A 19067-nucleotide genomic window follows, 5' to 3' on the forward strand; every position below is an offset into this window, starting at 1 on the left:
CGTTCAACCGAGCAGTTCGTGATCGGCGGCATACATCGCCGCCTGGGTGCGGTTCGCGGCGCCCGTTTTGATCAGGATGTTGCGCACATGGTTGGCGGCCGTGTTGGTGCTGATGTAGAGGCGCTCGCCGATCGCCCGGTTGCTCAGCCCCTCGGCGAGCAGCCGCAGCACCTCGACCTCCCGGTCCGTCAAGCCGTCCGGGCCCACAGAACCGACGGTCAGCACCGCATCCACCAGCTCGACGACGCGGTTCTGTCCGATCGAGGTGGCGATGGCGCGCGCCTCGTCGGCCAGGCGGCGGGCTTCCTCGGCGTGCCCGCGCGACGCCGCGAACAGCGCGTGCCGGGCCAGCGTCTCGCCGATGTGGACCACCGAGCCCATGCGGCGGTCCATCTCGAGTGCCGCGGCGAAATGCCGCTCGGCCGCGGCGGTGTCTCCTTCGAGTGCCGCGATCCGGGCGAGGTATCGGTCGGCGCTGCCGAACAGGGCGACGAACTGGCCGGCGACGAGGTTCTTGCCGGCATAGCGCGATATGTAGGGGCGCAGGGCATGCAGCGCCTCGCGGTTGCCCAGCTCCAGCGCCGCCTCGACCATGAACACCAGCTCCATCGGCCACTGCGCCTCGTCGCTGCGACCGCCGAGTTTGCGGTTGAGCAGATGATTGAGGGCGCGTGTCATGCCCGCTTCGCAGTTGAGCTCGGTGTACAACGCGAGCAGCCCGGGCACCCACCGCCCGGCGAACGTCTCGGTGCCGTCGATGAACCCGGCGAAGCTCTTCAGGTCCGCGGTCTCGCGGCGGATCATGAACATCTGCACGCCGTTCGAGCCCGCCGTGTCGTCCGCGTCGAACAAATCGCCTGTGCGCAAAGCGATGTCGGCCCACCGTTCGGCGCCGGTGAAGTCACCGCGCAGGTAGGCCAGCGCCTGCTCGACGCACGCACCGACGAAGCCGAAGACCGGTTGTCCGCACGCCTGGCCCGCCCGCCGCATGTCCGCGGTCGACGCGGCCAGGTCGTCGGGCCGGCCGGCCAGATAGCTGACCATGGCGCGAAAATGCGCGGCCGCCCCCAGCACCTCGTAGTCGCGGCGCTGAAGCGCCATGAGCGATACCTCGGCCGATCGCTCCGCCTGGACTTCGCACATCTCCGGGGTGAGCCCCTGCCACAGGCTCGTCTTGAGCGCGTGCATCAGCACCGCCTGATCGCCGGTGGCCCGGGCGCGGTCGATGGCGTTGTTGCCCACCTCGCGCGCCCGCGCCGCCTCCCCGGCGAAGGCCAGCGCTCGCCCAAAACTGCCGAGTGCCTGCAGATAGCGCAGGTCATCGCTATTCAACCCGCAGGATTCCAGCGCCGCCGCCAGCAGGTCGGCCGCCTTCGAGTCCGACTGTCCCCGACGCCAATTCGCTTCCTCGTAGCCGACGGCCGCCCCCAGCCGGATCAGCGGATCGTCCATCGCGCTGAGGCGTTCGTAGATCGCCCGCGACCGCGCGAAGTCGCCGGCGCGCACGTGGTTGGCGGCCGCATCGAGGTCCAGCCGAGCCCGGTCGGTGCGGCTCAGTTCCGGCAGCGACGCCGCGCGCTCGAACCATCTCGCGGCGTCCTCGTAGGCCAGACTCTGTTCGGCCATCCGGGCCGCCTGGTGCGCGTAGCGCAGCGCCTGTTCGTGGTAGCCGAGCACGTGGGCCCGCAGGTAGTGGTTTGCCAGCCGGGGAACGACGGACGAGTCGGCCCGGCCCTCGAGGGCCTCGGCGGCCCGCGCGTGCATGATCCGCAGCCGCGACGCCGCCATTCCGCCGACGACGGCCTCGCGGGTGAGCGCGTGCACGAACGCGAACTCGCCGTCGGAGTCGCGGACCGGCCGGATCAGCCCGACGCCTTCGGCCGAATCGACGGCCGCCAGCGTCGCGGCGAGATCGGTTTCGCTGGCGGCGATGAGCGCGGGCAGGTCGAACGTCTCGCCGAGCACCGCCGCCTGTTCGATCACGACTCGGACGCCGGCGCCCAGCCCGCTGAGCCGGCGGGTAATGGCGTCGCCGATCGACGCCGGAACGGTCTGCTGCACACCCAGCGTGGCCAGCCCGCCGCGGACCTCGAGGTCGCTGACCAGTTCGGTCAGGAAGAACGGATTGCCACCGGTCTTGTCGCGCAGCAGGGCGGCGGCCGTGCGCGCCGACGCGGGGGCCAGCTGCTGGGTGCGCCGCACGAACTCGGCGATCGCCTCGGTGTCCAGCCCGGCGAGGTCCAGGCGCCGCACCCCGTCGAAGCGGTGCAGCTCGGCCAGCCGGGTGGTGAGCTCGTCGGAGCGGTCGGGTTCGGTTGACCGGAACGTGGCGACCACCAGCATCCGGACGTCGGCGCAGCCGATCAGGACGCGTTCGAGCATCACGAGGGTGGGCAGCTGCGCCCAATGCAGGTCGTCGAGGATCAACGCGATGGGGCGATCGACGGCCAGGCGCCGCAGGAAACCGGTCAGGGCGTCGAAAAGCGCCTGCCTGGGCGCCGCGACCTCGTCGGCCCGGCCGATATCGGGTAAATGGCGATCCACCTGCGTTGACAGCCGCCGCAGCTGCCCTCCCGCGTCGGCCAGAATTTCCGCCATCGAACCCGGCGGAGTCGCGATGAGCAGCCGATCCAGCGCCTCGGCGAACGGCGCGTACGGCACGTCCGCGTCGGCCGTCGAGCTCCCGACGAGCACCGCGACGCCATGGTCGGCCAGCGATCCGGCCACCTCGGCGGCCAGGCGGGTCTTGCCCGCCCCGGGCTCCCCCCCGATGAAGACCGCCTGGCGATTGCCGCCCTCGACGCGTTCCCAGGCCTGTTCGAACGCGGCAAGCTCCGCGGCGCGGCCGACGAGCGGGCCGCGGCGGCGTGCCAGCAGTTCCGCCGGAAGGGGTGGTGGCACCCACTGGGCCGTGGGATCAGCCATGGAATCAAGGTAACCGCGCCGATTTGGCTGGTCGATAGTCAGATCTAACTATCGTTATAGGCCTGGCAAATGCTTCGTTGTGGTCATGACGCGCGGCCCCGCCGCCTCGTAGCGTCGCGGCATCAGACCTGCTGAGCAACCAGAGGAGGTGCGGGCCATGAGCGTGACAACCGCAACCGACGAACTGCGCGGCCGATTCGGGGCACAGGTGATCCTGCCCGATGACGCCGGATACGACGAGGCCCGCGCGCTGCACAACGCCATGATCGACAAGCGACCCGCGGTGATCGTGCGCTGCGGAACCACCGGCGACATCGTCGGCGCCCTCGAGTTCGCGCGGGCGTCGAACCTCGCGATCGCCGTGCGCGGGGGCGGCCACAACGGTCCCGGATTCGGTTGCGTCGAGGGCGGTCTGGTCATCGACCTGTCACCGATGAACCGCATCCACGTGGACCCCGACCGGCGGATCGCCCGCGTCCAGGGTGGAGCGACGTGGGCTCAGGTGGATGCCGCGACCCATGCGCACGGGCTGGCGACCCCGGCCGGCATCATCTCCAGCACCGGCGTCGGTGGGCTGACGCTGGGCGGCGGCCACGGCTACCTGACCCGCAAGTACGGCCTGACCATCGACAACCTGCTGGAGGCCGAGGTCGTGCTGGCCGACGGCCGCGTGGTGACCGCGTCCGAATCCGAACACCCCGATCTGTTCTGGGCGCTGCGCGGCGGCGGCGGAAACTTCGGTGTGGTCAGCTCGTTCACGTTCCGGCTGCACCCGGTGCACACCGTGATCTGCGGCCCCACCGCGTGGCCCGCGTCGGCCACGGCCGACACCCTCAGCTGGTACCGGGACTTCATGCCGGCCCAGGACGAGGATCTCTACGGCTTCTTCGCGAGCATGACCGTGCCGCCGGCGCCGCCGTTCCCCGAGGCGTTCCACCTGCAGAAGGCCTGCGCCGTCGTTTGGTGCTACACCGGCGATCCCGCCCGCGCGGACGAGGTGTTCGCGCCGGTCCGGCAGATGCAGCCGGCCTTCGAGCTCCTCTTCCCGGCGCCCTATCCCGCGCTGAACTCCATCTTCGACGCCCTGTATCCCAAAGGGCTGCAGTGGTATTGGCGCGGCGACTTCATCCGGACCGTGCCCGACGCCGCCGTGGCGACCCATGCCCGCTTCACCGAGGAGCTGCCGACGATGCACTCCACGATGCACCTCTACCCGATCGACGGGGCGGTGCACCGGGTCGGCCAGACGGACACCCCCTGGGCCTACCGGGATGTGAACTTCTCACAGGTCATCGCGGGCGTCGACCCCGACCCGGCCAACGCCGAGGTGTTGAAGCGCTGGACGAAGGAGTACTGGGAGGCCATCCACCCGTATTCGGCCGGGGGCGCCTACGTCAACTTCATGATGGACGAGGGCCAGGACCGCGTCCGCGCCACCTACGGCCCGAATTACCAGCGGCTCAGCGAGATCAAGGCGCAATACGATCCGGCCAACGTGTTCCACATCAACCAGAACATCTTGCCCGCCAGCTGACATGATCGGAGGCCGCCGCCGGTGATAACTCGTGATGTCGAGGTGGCCGCCGTCGCCGACCTGGCGCTGTCTCCCCCACGCGCGGCGTTGGCCACCTTCGGGGACGACGAAATCGCCGTATTGCCGGTAAGTGTGGCGCTCGAAGAGCCGGCCGACCCTGCGGCGTCGCCGCGCGTCGTGCGGGTGCCGGAGGGCGGCCCGGATCTGGCCGGCCGCAATGTCGTGGTGGTCGCCGACGACGGGCCGCAATGGTTCCGGCTGCGCTCGCTGACCGTGCGAGGGATCGCCGAGGCATTGGGCCGGTGCACTTATCGGGTCGTGCCCAAGCGGGTGGTGGCCTGGGACTACGGCGCGCTGCGCGACGTACCGACCCCGCCGGCAGGCTCGCCTGCCCGATCGCCGTCGTTTTCGGTTGGTGACGAGCGGGACAGTCAGCCCCTCGAGTCGCCGAAACTGGCAGCGGCGCTGCGTAATTCGCGCGTGATGATTCTGGCCAGTCGTTCGGCGAAGGGCACGCCGTTCGCGGTGCCGCTGTGGTTCGTCACCCACCACGGCCGCATCTACACGACGACCTCCGCGTCGTCCTGGACGGTGCGCAACGTTGCCGCCGCCCCACAGGTGGCCCTGCTGCTCGGCGGCGAGGGTCCCGACGACGGCCCGCGGCTTCTGGTGCGCGGCCAGGCCCGATCGGTCCGCGGCGCGCCGCCGCCGGCGGTGATGGCCCGGCTCGCCTGGCTGTACTACCTGAAGCCAGAGTTCGCGTCCGTGGAACTGAGCCACATGCGGCTATGGGCGCTGCGGATGCGCTACTACCTGCAGTCGCGGGCTGCGTACATCGTGATCACGCCCGCGATGGCGGCCGAGTGCCGGGTGCCACCGGGCATAATCATCGGGTGATGGAAGATCCCCATATCTACCGCCGCCTCGCGCTGCTCGAACAGCAGGTGCGCCTGCTCTCGGATCGGCTCGGGGTCCCGTGCCCGACGTTCGGCAGCGACGTGGGCACCACATCGGGTGTGCTCGAGAACGGTGTGCCCTCCGAAGTCGTCGCCCTCGCCCGCTCCGGGAACGCCATCGCCGCGATCAAGCTGTATCGCGAGCTGACCGGCGCGGGCTTGCGGGAGGCGAAAGACATCGTCGACAACCTGTAGGTCGATTACGGCCGGCGAAACGCGCCGTTCATCCGCCGCTTGAACGCGCGATCGAAACGCCGGTATCCGCCGCGCAACGCGTGGCCCGGCCAACGGTCGCCGGTGAGCTCGACGGGCAGTAGCGGGTCGAGCTGAAGATGGCGCACCACCGCGATCGACAGCGCGAATTCATAGGTGAAGCTTTCGGTCGAATCGTCGCGCTGGTCCGCGTCGAGCGCGGCGTCCATTGCGTCGACGAGCGCTCGGGCGTCTTCGGCCCACTCGTCGAGGGAGAACAGCGACCGCACGTGCGCGGCTGTGATGTCGGTGGCGGCCCCGTGAAATCGCGTGCACTGCTGGTCCAGGACGGCGGTCAATGTCGGAAACCGTTGCGGATCAAGATTGTCCGGACGCACCCAGACGCCCTCGCGAAGCTCGGCCAGGTGTAGGGCCGCCGCGGCCTTTCGCAGCTCCAGTCGATCGGTTGCCGATCTGCGCTCCAGCGAGACGATCGCGAGTTCCCACGTTCCGTCCCACCGGTGGGCGGTCGCGTCGTCGATCCGGGCCGCCTCGTCGACGCGCTCGCGGCGCTCCGAGAGTCGGCCCGCGAGTGCGTAACTGCCGTCGTCGGCGGTCAGTTCGCCGGTGGACACCATCCGCCACAGGCACGTGCGGGCGGCGCCGGGGCTGATGCCGAACAGCGAGGCCACCGCCACCAGTTCCGCCACCGTGAGCCGCCCCCGGTCGGATCCCAGCAACGCCGACGCCAGCACGGAGCGCGCGCTCAGCGGCCGGCTGTCGATCAGGTCGTCGGCTCGGGCTTGAGGCTGGGCGGGCACGGCTGACAACGGTATCACCAAATCATTGACGCGTGACATTCAAAGTGTGATACTGACGCGCATGAGCTTGCCGACCAAGTCGGTGCTCGCCGACGATGTGGAGATCGTCCGGCGCGTCCTCGCCCATATCGACGCCGGTACCACCGACGAGGGTGACGCCTGGCGCGAGCCGGTCGAAAACTATTTGAGCCCAGGCCGATTCGCCGAGGAACTCCGGTTGCTGCGCTCGATGCCGAGCGTCTTCGTGCCGTCGGCGGCGATCCCGAACCCGGGTGACCACGTCGAGCGGACCGCCTTCGGCGTGCCCCTCTTCGCGGTGCGCGGACACGATCATCGGGCGCGGGTGTTCCGCAACGCATGCCGGCACCGCGGTTTCGCCCTGGTCGAGGAACCCGGCTGCTCGCACGCTTTGGTGTGCCGCTACCACGGCTGGACGTACCGCCTGGACGGCTCGCTCGCACACGTCCCGCACCCCGACGCATTCCCCGGCCTGGACGCGGCGGGCCGCGGCCTGGTCGAGGTCCCCAGCCGCGAGGTGGACGGGCTTATCGTGATCGATCCGCTTGACCCGCCGGGCCTCGGCGACGCCGATTCGATGGCCGCGCTGACCGACGGGAGCCCATGGCGCGACAAATTGCTGCCGGCGCAGCGGCTCGTGTATGTGGATTCGACTGTGCGCGCGATGAACTGGAAGGTGCTTGTCGAACAGTTCCTGGAGGGCTATCACCTGCGCTCAACGCATCGAGACACCTTCTTCCCGGTGCAATATGACGACCTCAACGTCGTCGAAATATTCGGGCCGAACAGCCGACTCACATTCCCGTACCGCAATATCGAACGGCTCCGCGAACGTCCAGAACCGAGCTGGAACGTCGACGCGCGGGTGACCTACGTCTACCAGTTGTTCCCCAACGTCATGGTGGCGACTTTCCCCGACGTGGTCTCCGTGGTGGCGATCGACCCGGTGGACGTGTGCCACACCACGGTGAGCACCTACTCGATGGTGAAACCTGAAGTCGCCGAGCGCGCGTCTTCCGACCCGTCCGCGAAACTGGTGGGCGCAGGCAGCTTCATCGAGCGGGGTCTCGCCGAAGACAACCAGATGTCCCAAGGCGTGCAGCGCGGATTCCACGCGGGCGCCAACGAATTCGTGGAGTTCGGCCGGCACGAGAGCGCGGCCGGGCACTTTCACGCCACGCTTGACGAACGCCTTGCCGCCATGGCCCGCTAGGAGTCGAACGGCGCCATCCGCACGGCCAGCGGCAACCCACACCGAACCAGAAGCCCGAAGCGCCCCCGCGGCACCGCGGTCGCCTCGGCGCGCGCCATGCCGATCAGCTCCCGTTTGAAATCCCCTCGCGGATAACGCCGCAGCACCGCGTCGACGTTGCGGGGAGCGATGTCCCAGATCCGCAATCCGGCGCCGTCCACCATCGCGCCCCACTGCAGATAGCAGCCGATCGCGCCGTCGGTGGCGACCGTGACGCCCGGTGTCGTGTGAACACAGATGCCGTCCGCGAGTAGCTCGGCGCGCTCGTCGTCGAGCCCGGCGGCGGTCGCGCACGACAGCAGCCGCTCGACGCTGCCGAGCGTGAAATCGCGGCCCGCCGTTGGCTTGACGATGCCGTAGTCGTGCAGGAGCGCCCCACTGTAGAAGAGCTCGTCGTCCAACTCGCTCCCGTCGACGCTCGCGAGCGCACGCCCGAACAACCACGTCCGGTAGGAGTGGCCCTGCAGGCCCGGCGGCAGCTCCGCGCACGCCTCCTCGGCCTCGCGCGCCAATCGGGAATCGGGGATCGGGAAGGCGGCTACGTCAACGCGTTCGGCCGCGGCCGGCAGCCGGCCCAGCGCGAGCTTGACCCGGCCCACGGCGTTCTGCCACTGACCCACGGCGACCGCGACGAAAAGCCGGCGCCGCTCGGCGGCCGACAGCTCACCGCCGGTACGACGGGCCCAAGCAAGGCCGCCGAGCCGCTGCCGATCGGGGGCCTCCACCGCTAGGGCGTTTTGAGGAAGATGTCGTTGAGGGTGACCGTGCGCAGGTCCCGGTCGCGGATGATGTCGACGAGCTGCGGATACACGTGCGTGACCGGCGGGTGGTTCAGGTGCCCGATGACGATGGACTGCGGGGTGAAGTATTGATCGGCCATCTTCACGATGTAGTCCTCGTGGATCAGCGTGGAATCCGACAGCGAACCCGACCACAAGGTGGGGACGGTGTAGCCGAGGTCGGCGGCGACGGCGTCCACGGCTGCGTTGCGTTTGGCGTACGGCGGCCGCCAGTACGGTTTCGCGCCGATGCCGTAGGTCTTCTTCAGAAATTGGTCGTTGCGGGTCAGCTGCTGGGCGATCTGGTCCTTGGGCAGGGTGGTCAGGTCCGGGTGCGACCAGGTGTGGTTGCCCAGCTGGATCTGCCCGGAGTCGACCAGCGGCCGGAGCAGGTCCAGGTTTTCGGTCCAGGAGTCGTAGACCCCGTTGACGAAGAACGTCAGCCGGATCCCGGTGTCCTTGGCGAACTGCGTGTAGGCGCGCACCACTTCGCTGTTGACGCCGTCGTCGACGGTCAGCGCGAGCAGGTCGCCCTCCCCGGGGATCTTGGTCAGGGCACCGCCGCCGGGCAGCGGGATCCGGGCGCTCGGCGGCGGGGGCGGTAACAGGGCGGACGGCGCCGTCGGGCCGGAGGTTGCCACGTTCGCCGGCGGCGTCTGGGCGAAGGTCCGGGGTTGCGGGTCGACCACCAGGCGAGCCGCGCCGACGCCGGCGACGGTGGCCGCCGCCAGCGCCCCGAGGAAACGGCGTCTGTTCAGCTCCGGAGCCGCGCCACTCCCGAAGGGGGGAATGAGGAATGTGCCCCGGTTCCGCGTCGGTCTTTTGCGGTGCGATGTCGGCACACGCGACCCGGTACCCCGGATCCCGGTGTTGCCAAACTCCGCCGCCACAGCAGCGAACGGTACCAGTGCCGGTTTCGATATGCCGGGTTCGTTACAGGAGGGTCAGCTGTGAATTCAGCCTCGAAAAGGTAACGGTCCCGCGCGGCCGGCGTCAATGGGGCGCGCCGCCGCCGCGCTGCGGCAACGGGACGGGCTCGGTGCCGGGGGTCCCCAGCGTCCCGGCCAGCCACGGCAACGACGCGGCGAACGCCTGGGCGGCGAACGGCCAGTCGTGCCTGCCCGGCTGGGTGACCACCGCGCAGGTGATCCCGTTGGCGGTGGCGACGTCGCACAGCGCGTTGGCGGCGGCGTCCTGGCCTTCGGGGTTGGCGGCGGGATCGGCGCTGGGAGCGGCGATCGCGGAGTTGGCTTCCTCGGCGACGGCGTGCGGGCCGGGCGACGAGGGAACGTCGAACCATCCAGACAGCCCGGTGTAGTGCCCGTGCCGGGTCATGACGGTGGTGGGGTCGAAGGCGGCCCAGGCGGCGCTGTCGCCGCCGAACAATCGGCCGATGGTTTGGTCCTTCGTGCCGACGCTGGGGCTGCGGTCGCCGGCGATGTCGACGAACGCGCTGAACAGCTCCGGATGCATGACGGCGAGGTCGACGGCGCAGGTACCGCCCATCGACCACCCGGCGACGCCCCAATTGGCCCGGTCGGCGCTCACCCCGAAGTTCGAGACGACGAACGGCACCACGTCCTTGGTCAGGTGATCGGCGGCGTTGCCGCGGGCGCCGTTGACGCATTCGGTGTCGTTGTCGAACGTGCCGGTGGGATCGACGAACACCAGCACCGGGGCGAAGCCGTGATGCTGGGCGGCGAAGTCGTCGATGGCGGTGAACGCGCCGCCGGGGCGCAGCCAGTCGGCGGGGGTGTTGAACGCCGAGCTGATCATCATCACCGCCGGCAGCCGCGGCGGCGGATTGCTGTTGAACCACGCCGGGGGCAGATACACCAGTTCCTGGCGGTGGGGGAAGTGTGACGCGTCGGCGCTGATCGTCACGGGCACCACGACGCCCCTGGCCGGCTTGGTGCCTTCGAGCTGCATCGCGGTGACCCGCAGCCGATCGATTTGATCGGGCAGCGGCTGCGAGGTCAGCTGATCCCACGCGGCCGCCACGGTGGGGAAGTAGCCGACCCAGCCGTTCAACGCCAGGGCCGCGCACAGCGCGCAGAGCGGGATCGACACCACCGCCAGGCACCGACGCCACCAGCGGGCGCCCGGCCATCCCAGCGCGAGCACCGCGACCGCGAGCCCGCTTATCGCGATCCACAGCCAGAGCGCCGCCGGGGCCGGGTCCCCGGCCACGCCGATCGACGTGATGTACCAGTACGACAGCCCCGTGACCAGCCCCGCGACGCCCAGCGCGACCGGAAGCGCCCACCCGCGCCAGCGGCGCCGCGTCACTCCGATCGCGCCGACGACGACCAGCAGCGCCAGCGCCTGCACCGCCACCGGCAGCCAGCCACGCAGCAAGGACAGCTGTTCGACGAATTGGGGCAACGGCGCTGACCTTCGCTAAATCAGATCTCTTTGCGAATAACCCACCGGCCAAGGCTCGAGGACGCGGTAGGCCAGATCAACTATCCCACAGGATCCGCACACATCGTCCCCGCGAAGGCGCGCAGTCGCAGGCTGTTGCCGACGACGAACGCGCTGGAGAAGGCCATCGCGGCGCCCGCCAGCATCGGATTGAGCAGCCCGAACGCCGCCAACGGGATCGCGGCGACGTTGTAGCCGAAGGCCCAGAACAGGTTCGTCTTGATCGTGCGCAGGGTCCGCCGGGAGAGGCGGATCGCGTCCACCGCGGCGCACAGATCGTCGCGCACCAGGGTCAGATCCGCGGCTTCGATCGCCACGTCGGTGCCCGTGCCCATGGCGAGCCCCAGATCGGCGCGGGCCAGGGCGGCGGCATCGTTGACGCCGTCGCCGACCATGGCGACCACCCGGCCCTCGGATTGCAGCCGTTCGACCGCGGCCACCTTGCCGGCCGGAGTCACCCCGGCGACGACGCGCGCGATGCCGACCTGCTCGGCGATGCGCCCGGCGACGCGCTCGTCGTCACCCGTCAGCAGCACCGGCGCCAACCCCAGGGCCTCGAACCGCCGGATCGCCTCGGCGCTGGTGGGTCTGACGGCGTCGGCGACCACCAGGATCCCGCGCGCGTCGCCGTCCCACCCGACCGCGACGGCGATCTTCCCCGCGGCCTCGGCGCGGGCTTTGGCCGCCGACAATTCCGCGTCGAGATGCTGCGCCCGGTCGGCCAGCAGGCCCTCGCGCCCGACGACGACGGCGTGGCCGTCGACCACCCCGTGCGCGCCCTGCCCACTCACCGCCACGAAGTCGCGGGCGGCGGGCAACGCGCCGAGCTCCGCCTTGGCGGCGCTGGCGATCGCCTGCGCGACGGGATGCTCCGAGGCGTCCTCCACGGCCCCGGCCAAGCGCAGCAGCGTTTCGCGGTCCGCGTGCGGCCCGACGATCGCGTCGACGAGGCTCATCTTGCCGGTGGTGACGGTGCCGGTCTTGTCGAGCACGATCGTGTCGACCTTGCGGGTGGACTCCAACACCTCGGGTCCCTTGATGAGCACGCCGAGCTGGGCCGCCCGGCCGGCGCCGACCAACAAGGCCGTCGGCGTCGCCAACCCGAGCGCGCACGGGCAGGCGATGATGAGCACCGCGAGCGCGGCCGCCACCGCCGAGGCGACGGAAGCGCCCCAGGCCAGCCACGCCGCGAGCGTGGCCACCGCGATCACGATGACGCCGGGGACGAACACGCCCGAGACGCGGTCGGCGAGCCGTTGCACCCGCGCCTTGCCGGATTGCGCCGCTTCGACGAGCCGGGCCATCTGCGCCAGCTGGGTGTCGTCGCCCACGCGGGTGGCGCGCACAACCAGCCGCCCCCCGGCGTTCACGGTGGCGCCGGTGACGGAGTCGCCCTCGCCGACCTCGACGGGGACGGACTCACCGGTGAGCATCGCGGCATCGACGGCGGAGGATCCCGAGACGACGATCCCGTCGGTCGCGATCTTTTCGCCGGGGCGCACCACGAACACGTCGCCCACCGCCAGCTGGTCGACCGGCAGGCGGGTCTCGGCCCCGTCCCGCAGCATCGCGACGTCCTTGGCGCCGAGCTGGAGCAGGGCGCGCAGCGCCGCGCCCGCGCGCCGCTTGGCCCGCTTCTCGAAGTAGCGGCCGGCCAGGACGAACATGGTGACGCCGGCGGCCACCTCGAGGTAGACGTGTCCCGTCCCGAGCGTCAGGGCGTACAGGGAGCCGAGGAAGGCCGACAGCGTCCCGACGGAAACGAGCGTGTCCATCGTGGCGGCGCCGTGCCTGAGGCTCGCCCACGCGCCCGCGTGAATCGGGCGGCCCGCCCACGCGACGACCGGGGCGGCGAGGGCCAGCGACACCCATCGCCAGTCGCGGAACTCCGACGCCGGCAGCATCGCCATCGCGATCACCGGGACGGCCAGAACGATCGCGACCACCAGGCGCGTGCGCAGCGCGCCCAGCCCGCCGTCGTCGGCCGGCCCCCGCGCTTGGGACACGGGTTCCGGTCGCGGGAGCGCCGCGGTGAAGCCGGCCTTCTCGACCTCGGTGATCAGCTCCCGGGCGTCGTAGCCCAGGGGCAGCGTGACGGCGGCCTTCTCGGTCGCGTAGTTGACCTGCGCGGTGACCCCGTCGAGCCGGTTCAATTTCTTCTCGATGCGCGCCGCGCACGAGGCGCAGGTCATCCCCCCGATTTCCAGCTCGACGTTGTTGACCGTGTTAGCGTCCGCCGTCACGCGACCAGGACCGCCTGATAGCCGGCCTCGTCGACCGCGCGCAGCACCGCGCCCGCGTCGATTGGAACGGAACTCCGGACGACGAGCCTGCCCGTTCCCGCGTCGACGTCCACGCCGTCGACACCGGGGATCCGGCCCACCTCGTCTTTCACGGCGGCCTCGCAGTGCCCGCACGTCATCCCACTGACGCGGTACTCGTTGGTCGCCATGACACTCATTTATACGGGCGCCGGCTCATCCGGGCGCCGGCCGGTTACGGCTCGGACAGCAGCAGCACGACGCGGCCCGCGGCGGACGGCGGGGGAAACGCGCCCTCCTCGAAGCCGTAGTACTTGCGCTGATCGGCCGAGACGGCGTCGATCACTTTGCCCGTCGCGGTGAGTTCGCCGCCGCGAACGTGGGCCATCATGCCCTTGAAGTCGGGCACGGCCATCGACTCGGCGAGCACCAGCGCTTCACCGCCGGTGCGCAGGTCTACCAGCACACCGGCTCCCGCGTAATTGTTGCCGCCGCGGCCAAGCCCCGCGGGCGCCCAATAGACGGCCGTCGAGGCCACGGTGCCCTGCACCCGCCGATACTCGCCGGGATGTTGCGCATCGGCGGCGGTGACGACGGGCAGGCGGGCGATCGTGCGCTTTTCCTTCAACCACAACCCACCCAGCGGAAGGCAGGCGATGGCGTACATCATCAAAACCAGCACGAGCACCGGCTTCCAGGCGATCTCCCAGCCGAGTCGCCGCGGTGAGACCGGCAATCCGCGCAGCTGGGCATCGAGCTCGCGGCGACCGAATTTGAAGACGTACCAAGCCAATACCCGCGCCAGCGCCATGCAGGCGATGATGATCACGCCGACGATGCCGCACGCCCGCCAATAGAAGGTGCTGTCGCCCTGGTTGATGGTCGCCGCGAACATCACGGCGGGGATCGGCGCGGTGATCAGCAACAGCAGCGCGTAGGACGGGTGACTGGTCAGGTACGGGTAGGTCACCCGCCAGGCGCGGTTGCCGCCGTAGACGGTCATCGGTCCGATGTCCGCGTGGACCGTCGGTGTCCACGTCCCCTGCACCACCCGCGGCCTGACCAGCGAGCGGACGAAGAAGAACCCGAAGAACAGCGAGACCGCGAGCGCTCCCCAGAAGGTGCCGTCGAGACGTTCGCCGGTGCCGGGCACCCCGAACGCGCCGTGGATGTCGATGACCTTGCCGACGAAGAACGTCAACGGCATCACGACGAAAAACTCCATCAGCCATATCTGGATCAGCTGAGGAATGCGCGAGCCGAGCCGGTCGAACGCCAACACGCGTTGCCACAGAAAGCGTAGAACCCGCACGACCAGGCACTATATCGCTGTTAGACGTAGCCGACGCCGATGTCGACGGACACCTGACTGGCGGTAACCAACCGGGATTGGTCCGACACGAGCCACGCGACCGCGTCGGAAATGTCTTCGGGCTGGGCGATGCCGTCGGGCAGCAGCGGTTTGTGCATGCCCCGCAGGTGCGGGTAGCTGTCGGCGGCCGATCGAAGCGCGTCACGCATCCGGCCGGTGCCCATCGGGGTCGAGACCGCCCCCGGGTTCAGACTGTTGACGCGGATGTTGTAGCGGCCGAGTTCGGCGGCGAACGCGCGCGCCATCCCGACGACGGCGTGCTTGCTCGCCGTGTAGTGGACCATGAACGACTGCATGTTGATGCCGGCCGCGGATCCGATCAGGACGATCGAGCCGCCGCGACCGCCGTCGATGATGTGGCGGGCGCCGGCCATCACGGTGTTCCAGGTCCCGACCACGTTGGTGTCGATGGTGTCGCGGAAGGCTTGCGCGGTGATCCGGTCCCACGGTGCGGGACTGCAGATTCCGGCGTTGGCGACGATGATGTCCAGGCGGCCCAGCTCGCCGACGGCCGCGTCGACGGCGGCCGTCAGCGCGTCGAGGTCGCGGATGTCGACCGCCGACGTGATGACCTTTCGGCCGTTGGCGCTCACCAGCCGTGCCGTCTCGGCCAGATCGTCGGGTGTGGGTGAATCGTAGGGAACGCTGGGTGGCAGCGGTCCGGCGATATCGACGGCGATGATGTCGGCGCCTTCGGCGCTGAGCCGCACCGCGTGCGCCCGCCCTTGTCCCCGCGCGGCGCCGGTGATAAGTGCCACCCGTCCCGGAATCGACTGGGTCACCGAACCCCTCCCCGCTGAACGTCGTTTGTTCGAACAGCTGTAAAAGTTCAATCCGGCGAAGCGTAGCGTCGACCTCGCGCTGCCGGATACCCGGAAGGAGACCGTCATGACCGTCAACGTTGTCGACGCGGGTCCCCGGCAGGTGAGCCGCTCGGTCGAAGTGGACGCGCCGGCCGCCGAGCTGTACGCGATGGCCGTCGACCCGCGGCGCCACCACGAACTGGACGGATCGGGCACGGTGGGCGACAACATCAGTGTTCCGGCGGAAATGGTTGTGGGGTCGAAGTTTTCGACGAAGATGAAGATGTACGGCGTGCCATACCGCATCACCAGCAGGGTGACGGCCCTCGAACCGGACGAGCTGATCGAATGGCGCCATCCCGTGGGGCACAGCTGGCGCTGGGAATTCGAGTCGCTGTCACCGACCAGGACGCGGGTCACCGAAACGTTCGACTACCGCAAAGCCGGCGCGATCAAGAACGCGCTGAAGTACTACGAGCTGATGGGTTTCCGCAAAGCCAACGCGGAAGGCATCGAGGCGACGCTGGCCAAGCTGCGCGATCGCTACGCGGGCCGGTAGCCGTCAATCGGTCACGGGATCCGCGGCGTCCCACGCGACCACACCGGACACCCAGTGGCTCAACTGGTCGACCTCGTCGTTGCGGTGCAGGTGGCGCGGCGGTGTTGCGAAGCTGGAGTACGGCCGGCAGCGGATGACGACCCGGTTCTCCCGGTCGCACATCTCTTCGACGGACGGGCGCGCGTCGTCGGGCAGCGGTTGGCCCGACATTCTTCCGGCCACCGCCATCATGACGTCGACGGCGAGGTCGCGGTCGTCGTCGAGTCTCGCGTCCGCGTACACCTGTAGATAGCTGAACGGCCATCGTTCGTCGAGGACGCACAGGCTGACCTTGCCGTCGCGTTCGACGACTCGCGCCTTCCCACGGCCGGCCATGGTGGACACCAGCAGCTCGTCGCTGTCGGTCGGGATGTAGTAGACGATCGACATGCCCGGGCCGTCATTGCGGCGGCGGTAACCGAACACGCAAGTTCGATGCGTGCGGACGAATTGGCGGCGCTCCGAAGGAGCCATGTCGCGGTCGGTGGGAGCCGCGTACGGCTCCCGGGCCAGGGGGAGGAGCATGGCGAAAGGTCCTAGCTATCAAGGGGCTTGATCGGGAGAGCGATTAATGGATACAGTGTGTCTATAAATGGGAAGGGTGTCAAGTGACCGCCGGACAGCCGGACGAGCAGCCAACGCGTCGCTCCCGTGGGCGCCCCGCCCTGCCGCAAGACCGCGTCCTGACCGCGGCGCTCGAACTCGTCGACGAGCACGGAGTCGACGCGCTGTCCATGCGCTCCCTGGCGCATCGCCTGGGGTCGGGCACCGCCACGCTGTACCGTCACTTCGCCAACCGATCGGAACTGGTGGCCGCGCTGGTCGACCGCATGCTCGGTGAGGCCGGCCTGGACGCGGAAGCGCTGTCCGCGATGCCCTGGCAGGAGGCCTGTATATCGTTCGCGCAGCACATGTTCCACGCGCTCGGACGCCACGGTGGTGTCGCGTCGTTGTTGATCGGCTACGTGCCGATGGGGCCGCACGCGCTGGCCCAGCGCGAGCTGATGCTGTCGCTGCTGCTCGACAGCGGATTCCCGCCGGTGGTCGCCGCCCACGCCTACGCAACGCTGTCCCGCTACGTCCTCGGCTTTGCGATCCAGCAATCGAGATCGACCGTGGTCGAGCACGACGCCGAGTTGACCGCCGCCTTCCGTGAACTCGATCCGTCCCGCTACCCCGCGACCGTCGCGGTCGCCGACGACCTGCCCGTTCCGTTGGAGGAGGAGTTCGCATACGGCCTGCGGCTCATCGTCGCCGGGCTGGAGCGATTGGGTCACTGAACCCAATCGGCTCGTGGATCGTGGTCACGTCGGGAACGATTGCCAGCCGCCGACCTAGCTCGCCGAAGGGACCCCTTGTCGATGATCGACCGCACCCCGTCCCCCGCCATTACGCCGCACCGGGTAGCCGAGTTGCTAACGAATGCAGGACAGCTGATCGCCCGTTACGGGCTGGTGGTCGTCTTGGCCTGGATCGGGTTCGGCAAGTACGTCAAGATGGAATCCCGGGTGCTCATCGAGCACAGCCCGCTGATGAGCTGGATTTACCACGTGGCCTCCGTGACCACGGTGGCACGCGGGCTGGGGACCATGGAAATCGTTGCGGCGCTTCTCATTGCGCTGCGACCGGTGTGGCCACGCGCGTCGGCGGCGGGCAGCGCCCTTGCAGTCGCGCTCTTCATGGGAACGCTGAGCTTCTTGTTCACCACGCCCGGGGTGGTCTCCACCCACGCCGCCGGCCTCCCGGTGTTGTCCGCGCTGCCGGGCCAGTTCCTGCTCAAGGACCTCGTTTTGATCGGCGTTGCGCTGTGGACGCTCGGCGACGCGCTCGCCGCGCGAAAAGCGTTCCCCTGAGCAATTTTTTGGCCGATGCCAGCGTGGCGGCGTAGGCGTCCGGGCTTTGGCTGGCCGCCCGCTCCGTCAGCCCGCGGGCCAGCGCGTAGATCGCGTTGACCGCGGCGCCCGGATCGGTGCCGGTTGGCAACGCGTCCCGCGCCTGGGCGTCGCGGACGACGTCATCGATGGTGTCGCGCAACCCTTTCAGCCCGGCATGCCCGCGCATGGCGCGTTGGAACGCGGCCAGGCCCGGATACTCGCGCAGCAACCTGTCCAGTTCGTCCAGGACCGCCTCGAGGCGATCGACGACGTCGTCGGAGCCGGCCGCGGCGGTGCGCAGCCGTGGCAGCGCGATCTCGTCGACCTCCCTGACGGTGGCCGTGAGCAGTTCGGACTTGTTCGGAAAGTAGTGATACAGGCTGCCGCTGGTCATGTCGGCGGCTTTGGCGATCTCCCGAATGCTCGCGCGGGAGTACCCAACCTCCGCCACGCAGCGCATGGCCGCCGCGATTATTCGAGCGCGGGTCTCCTCGCCGCTGGCGCCCGCCGGGCGACCCAATTGCGCCCGCGCGGCGTTCATGCGGCGCACCTCCCTGCGGAACCGGCACGTAAATTGATCGATCGATTATATTCGACCGCATGCTAGGTCGCCCGGTCGGCGCGAGCGGCGAGGAGACCCGCCGGCGGATCATCGTGGCCACCATGCGCTGCGTGGCCAGCGCGGGCTATTCGCGCGCGACCATCCGCGAGATCGCCCGCACGGCAGAGGTGACCAGCGCCAGCCTGTACAACTACTTTCCGAACAAGTCGGAGCTGATCAAGGCCGCCGTCGCGGCCCGAACCGACGTCGCGCTGCCGCGGCTGCGCGAGGCCGCCGGGGGCCCCGGCGACGTGATCGACCGGATCGAAGCCGTGCTCGACGAATCGGGCCGGCTGATGCGCGAATACCCCGACCTGGCCGCCTTCGAGTGGGCGATCCGTGCCGAAGGCGCCGTCGACGCCCAGGAGGCCGGCGACGGGTTCCAGGCGTTCCGCGAGATCATCGAGGGCATCGTCGAGGGAGGCGGCAAACCGGGCTCGGTGGAAGCGATCTACTCGCTGATCTACGGCCTGACCGAGCTGGCGGCGACCCTGCCGCCGGTCGAATACCACGCGGCCCTGGACTCGGCCAAACGCCTGATCAGGGGCACGTTGTTGCGCTGAGGCGGCCGGCGGCAATCGAGACTGCGGCCAGAGCGTGGCTCGGCCGGAATTCGCGCGCTGAGCGCAGACTTGATCCTCTTGGAGCCATTGATAT

At 69.5% G+C, this 19067-nt stretch carries 19 protein-coding genes; 8 read left to right on the forward strand and 11 right to left on the reverse strand.

Annotated features, from left to right (window positions below; genetic code table 11):
* Positions 1-3: 3 nt before the first annotated feature.
* The gene (locus tag AC5Y7V_RS02035; protein WP_499878376.1) at positions 4-2925 is read right to left on the reverse strand and encodes a helix-turn-helix transcriptional regulator; all 2922 of its coding nucleotides are present in this window, start codon (positions 2923-2925) and stop codon (positions 4-6) included.
* 157 nt (positions 2926-3082) lie between these two features.
* Here AC5Y7V_RS02035 and AC5Y7V_RS02040 point away from each other — a divergent pair, with 157 nt between their 5' ends.
* Genes AC5Y7V_RS02040 through AC5Y7V_RS02050 form a run of 3 tightly spaced genes read left to right on the forward strand, consistent with a single transcriptional unit; the run spans position 3083 to position 5610 of the window.
* The gene (locus tag AC5Y7V_RS02040) at positions 3083-4459 is read left to right on the forward strand and encodes an FAD-binding oxidoreductase (protein WP_499878377.1); all 1377 of its coding nucleotides are present in this window, start codon (positions 3083-3085) and stop codon (positions 4457-4459) included.
* 21 nt (positions 4460-4480) lie between these two features.
* Positions 4481-5356, forward strand: coding sequence for a pyridoxamine 5'-phosphate oxidase family protein (locus AC5Y7V_RS02045; protein ID WP_499878378.1), 876 nt, complete (start codon positions 4481-4483; stop codon positions 5354-5356).
* Complete coding sequence (locus AC5Y7V_RS02050; protein ID WP_499878379.1) at positions 5356-5610, forward strand: ribosomal protein L7/L12; 255 nt, start codon at positions 5356-5358, stop codon at positions 5608-5610. Before AC5Y7V_RS02045 ends, AC5Y7V_RS02050 begins: the two co-directional genes overlap by 1 nt.
* Before the next feature lie 5 nt (positions 5611-5615).
* Here the strand turns inward: AC5Y7V_RS02050 and AC5Y7V_RS02055 are convergent, their stop codons facing one another.
* Positions 5616-6428, reverse strand: a complete 813-nt coding sequence (locus AC5Y7V_RS02055; protein ID WP_499878380.1) for a PaaX family transcriptional regulator C-terminal domain-containing protein — start codon at positions 6426-6428, stop codon at positions 5616-5618.
* Between the two features lie 61 nt (positions 6429-6489).
* On the opposite strand from AC5Y7V_RS02055, the gene AC5Y7V_RS02060 reads away from it, so the two are divergent.
* Entirely contained in the window at positions 6490-7659 is a 1170-nt protein-coding gene (locus AC5Y7V_RS02060; protein ID WP_499878381.1) for an aromatic ring-hydroxylating oxygenase subunit alpha, read from the forward strand.
* On the opposite strand, the gene AC5Y7V_RS02065 is transcribed toward AC5Y7V_RS02060, so the two are convergent.
* The 7 genes from AC5Y7V_RS02065 to AC5Y7V_RS02095 form a co-directional block, all read right to left on the reverse strand.
* The gene (locus AC5Y7V_RS02065; protein ID WP_499878382.1) at positions 7656-8423 is read right to left on the reverse strand and encodes an HD domain-containing protein; all 768 of its coding nucleotides are present in this window, start codon (positions 8421-8423) and stop codon (positions 7656-7658) included. The genes AC5Y7V_RS02060 and AC5Y7V_RS02065 overlap by 4 nt on opposite strands.
* A 2-nt stretch (positions 8424-8425) precedes the next feature.
* A complete protein-coding gene (locus AC5Y7V_RS02070; RefSeq protein WP_499878898.1) occupies positions 8426-9235 on the reverse strand; it encodes a polysaccharide deacetylase family protein in 810 nt (269 codons plus the stop codon).
* 235 nt (positions 9236-9470) lie between these two features.
* The gene (locus AC5Y7V_RS02075) at positions 9471-10862 is read right to left on the reverse strand and encodes an alpha/beta hydrolase (protein ID WP_499878383.1); all 1392 of its coding nucleotides are present in this window, start codon (positions 10860-10862) and stop codon (positions 9471-9473) included.
* An 80-nt stretch (positions 10863-10942) separates the two neighbouring features.
* Positions 10943-13144, reverse strand: a complete 2202-nt coding sequence (locus tag AC5Y7V_RS02080; protein ID WP_499878384.1) for a heavy metal translocating P-type ATPase — start codon at positions 13142-13144, stop codon at positions 10943-10945.
* Entirely contained in the window at positions 13141-13353 is a 213-nt protein-coding gene (locus AC5Y7V_RS02085) for a heavy-metal-associated domain-containing protein (RefSeq protein ID WP_499878385.1), read from the reverse strand. The genes AC5Y7V_RS02080 and AC5Y7V_RS02085 overlap by 4 nt, the downstream gene beginning before the upstream one ends.
* Before the next feature lie 44 nt (positions 13354-13397).
* Positions 13398-14474, reverse strand: coding sequence for a hypothetical protein (locus AC5Y7V_RS02090; protein WP_499878386.1), 1077 nt, complete (start codon positions 14472-14474; stop codon positions 13398-13400).
* A 20-nt stretch (positions 14475-14494) separates the two neighbouring features.
* On the reverse strand, positions 14495-15316 hold the full coding sequence (locus AC5Y7V_RS02095; RefSeq protein WP_499878387.1) for a mycofactocin-coupled SDR family oxidoreductase: 822 nt from the start codon (positions 15314-15316) through the stop codon (positions 14495-14497).
* A gap of 106 nt (positions 15317-15422) precedes the next feature.
* On the opposite strand from AC5Y7V_RS02095, the gene AC5Y7V_RS02100 reads away from it, so the two are divergent.
* Positions 15423-15896, forward strand: a complete 474-nt coding sequence (locus AC5Y7V_RS02100) for an SRPBCC family protein (RefSeq protein WP_499878388.1) — start codon at positions 15423-15425, stop codon at positions 15894-15896.
* A 3-nt stretch (positions 15897-15899) separates the two neighbouring features.
* Here AC5Y7V_RS02100 and AC5Y7V_RS02105 read toward each other — a convergent pair whose 3' ends face one another.
* Complete coding sequence (locus AC5Y7V_RS02105; RefSeq protein ID WP_499878389.1) at positions 15900-16460, reverse strand: pyridoxamine 5'-phosphate oxidase family protein; 561 nt, start codon at positions 16458-16460, stop codon at positions 15900-15902.
* A 140-nt stretch (positions 16461-16600) separates the two neighbouring features.
* On the opposite strand from AC5Y7V_RS02105, the gene AC5Y7V_RS02110 reads away from it, so the two are divergent.
* Both AC5Y7V_RS02110 and AC5Y7V_RS02115 read left to right on the forward strand, forming a co-directional pair.
* Positions 16601-17215: a TetR/AcrR family transcriptional regulator gene (locus tag AC5Y7V_RS02110; RefSeq protein ID WP_499878899.1), complete on the forward strand. Its 615-nt coding sequence runs from the start codon at positions 16601-16603 to the stop codon at positions 17213-17215.
* Between the two features lie 81 nt (positions 17216-17296).
* Entirely contained in the window at positions 17297-17788 is a 492-nt protein-coding gene (locus AC5Y7V_RS02115) for a DUF417 family protein (protein ID WP_499878390.1), read from the forward strand.
* Here AC5Y7V_RS02115 and AC5Y7V_RS02120 read toward each other — a convergent pair.
* A complete protein-coding gene (locus AC5Y7V_RS02120) occupies positions 17712-18350 on the reverse strand; it encodes a TetR/AcrR family transcriptional regulator (RefSeq protein WP_499878391.1) in 639 nt (212 codons plus the stop codon). The genes AC5Y7V_RS02115 and AC5Y7V_RS02120 overlap by 77 nt on opposite strands.
* A gap of 59 nt (positions 18351-18409) precedes the next feature.
* Between AC5Y7V_RS02120 and AC5Y7V_RS02125 the strand changes: the two genes are divergently transcribed.
* A complete protein-coding gene (locus AC5Y7V_RS02125) occupies positions 18410-18973 on the forward strand; it encodes a TetR/AcrR family transcriptional regulator (protein WP_499878392.1) in 564 nt (187 codons plus the stop codon).
* The last annotated feature ends 94 nt before the right edge of the window (positions 18974-19067 follow it).

The organism is Mycobacterium sp. NGS34 (assembly GCF_059812845.1).

Bases quoted from the DNA above. Each gene is read 5' to 3' on its own strand.
- AC5Y7V_RS02120 (WP_499878391.1), bottom strand. From the start codon at position 18,350: ATGAACGCCGCGCGGGCGCAATTGGGTCGCCCGGCGGGCGCCAGCGGC.
- AC5Y7V_RS02060 (WP_499878381.1), top strand. From the start codon at position 6,490: ATGAGCTTGCCGACCAAGTCGGTGCTCGCCGACGATGTGGAGATCGTC.
- AC5Y7V_RS02040 (WP_499878377.1), top strand. From the start codon at position 3,083: ATGAGCGTGACAACCGCAACCGACGAACTGCGCGGCCGATTCGGGGCA.
- AC5Y7V_RS02035 (WP_499878376.1), bottom strand. From the start codon at position 2,925: ATGGCTGATCCCACGGCCCAGTGGGTGCCACCACCCCTTCCGGCGGAA.
- AC5Y7V_RS02115 (WP_499878390.1), top strand. From the start codon at position 17,297: ATGATCGACCGCACCCCGTCCCCCGCCATTACGCCGCACCGGGTAGCC.
- AC5Y7V_RS02100 (WP_499878388.1), top strand. From the start codon at position 15,423: ATGACCGTCAACGTTGTCGACGCGGGTCCCCGGCAGGTGAGCCGCTCG.
- AC5Y7V_RS02105 (WP_499878389.1), bottom strand. From the start codon at position 16,460: ATGCTCCTCCCCCTGGCCCGGGAGCCGTACGCGGCTCCCACCGACCGC.
- AC5Y7V_RS02085 (WP_499878385.1), bottom strand. From the start codon at position 13,353: ATGGCGACCAACGAGTACCGCGTCAGTGGGATGACGTGCGGGCACTGC.
- AC5Y7V_RS02125 (WP_499878392.1), top strand. From the start codon at position 18,410: ATGCTAGGTCGCCCGGTCGGCGCGAGCGGCGAGGAGACCCGCCGGCGG.
- AC5Y7V_RS02050 (WP_499878379.1), top strand. From the start codon at position 5,356: ATGGAAGATCCCCATATCTACCGCCGCCTCGCGCTGCTCGAACAGCAG.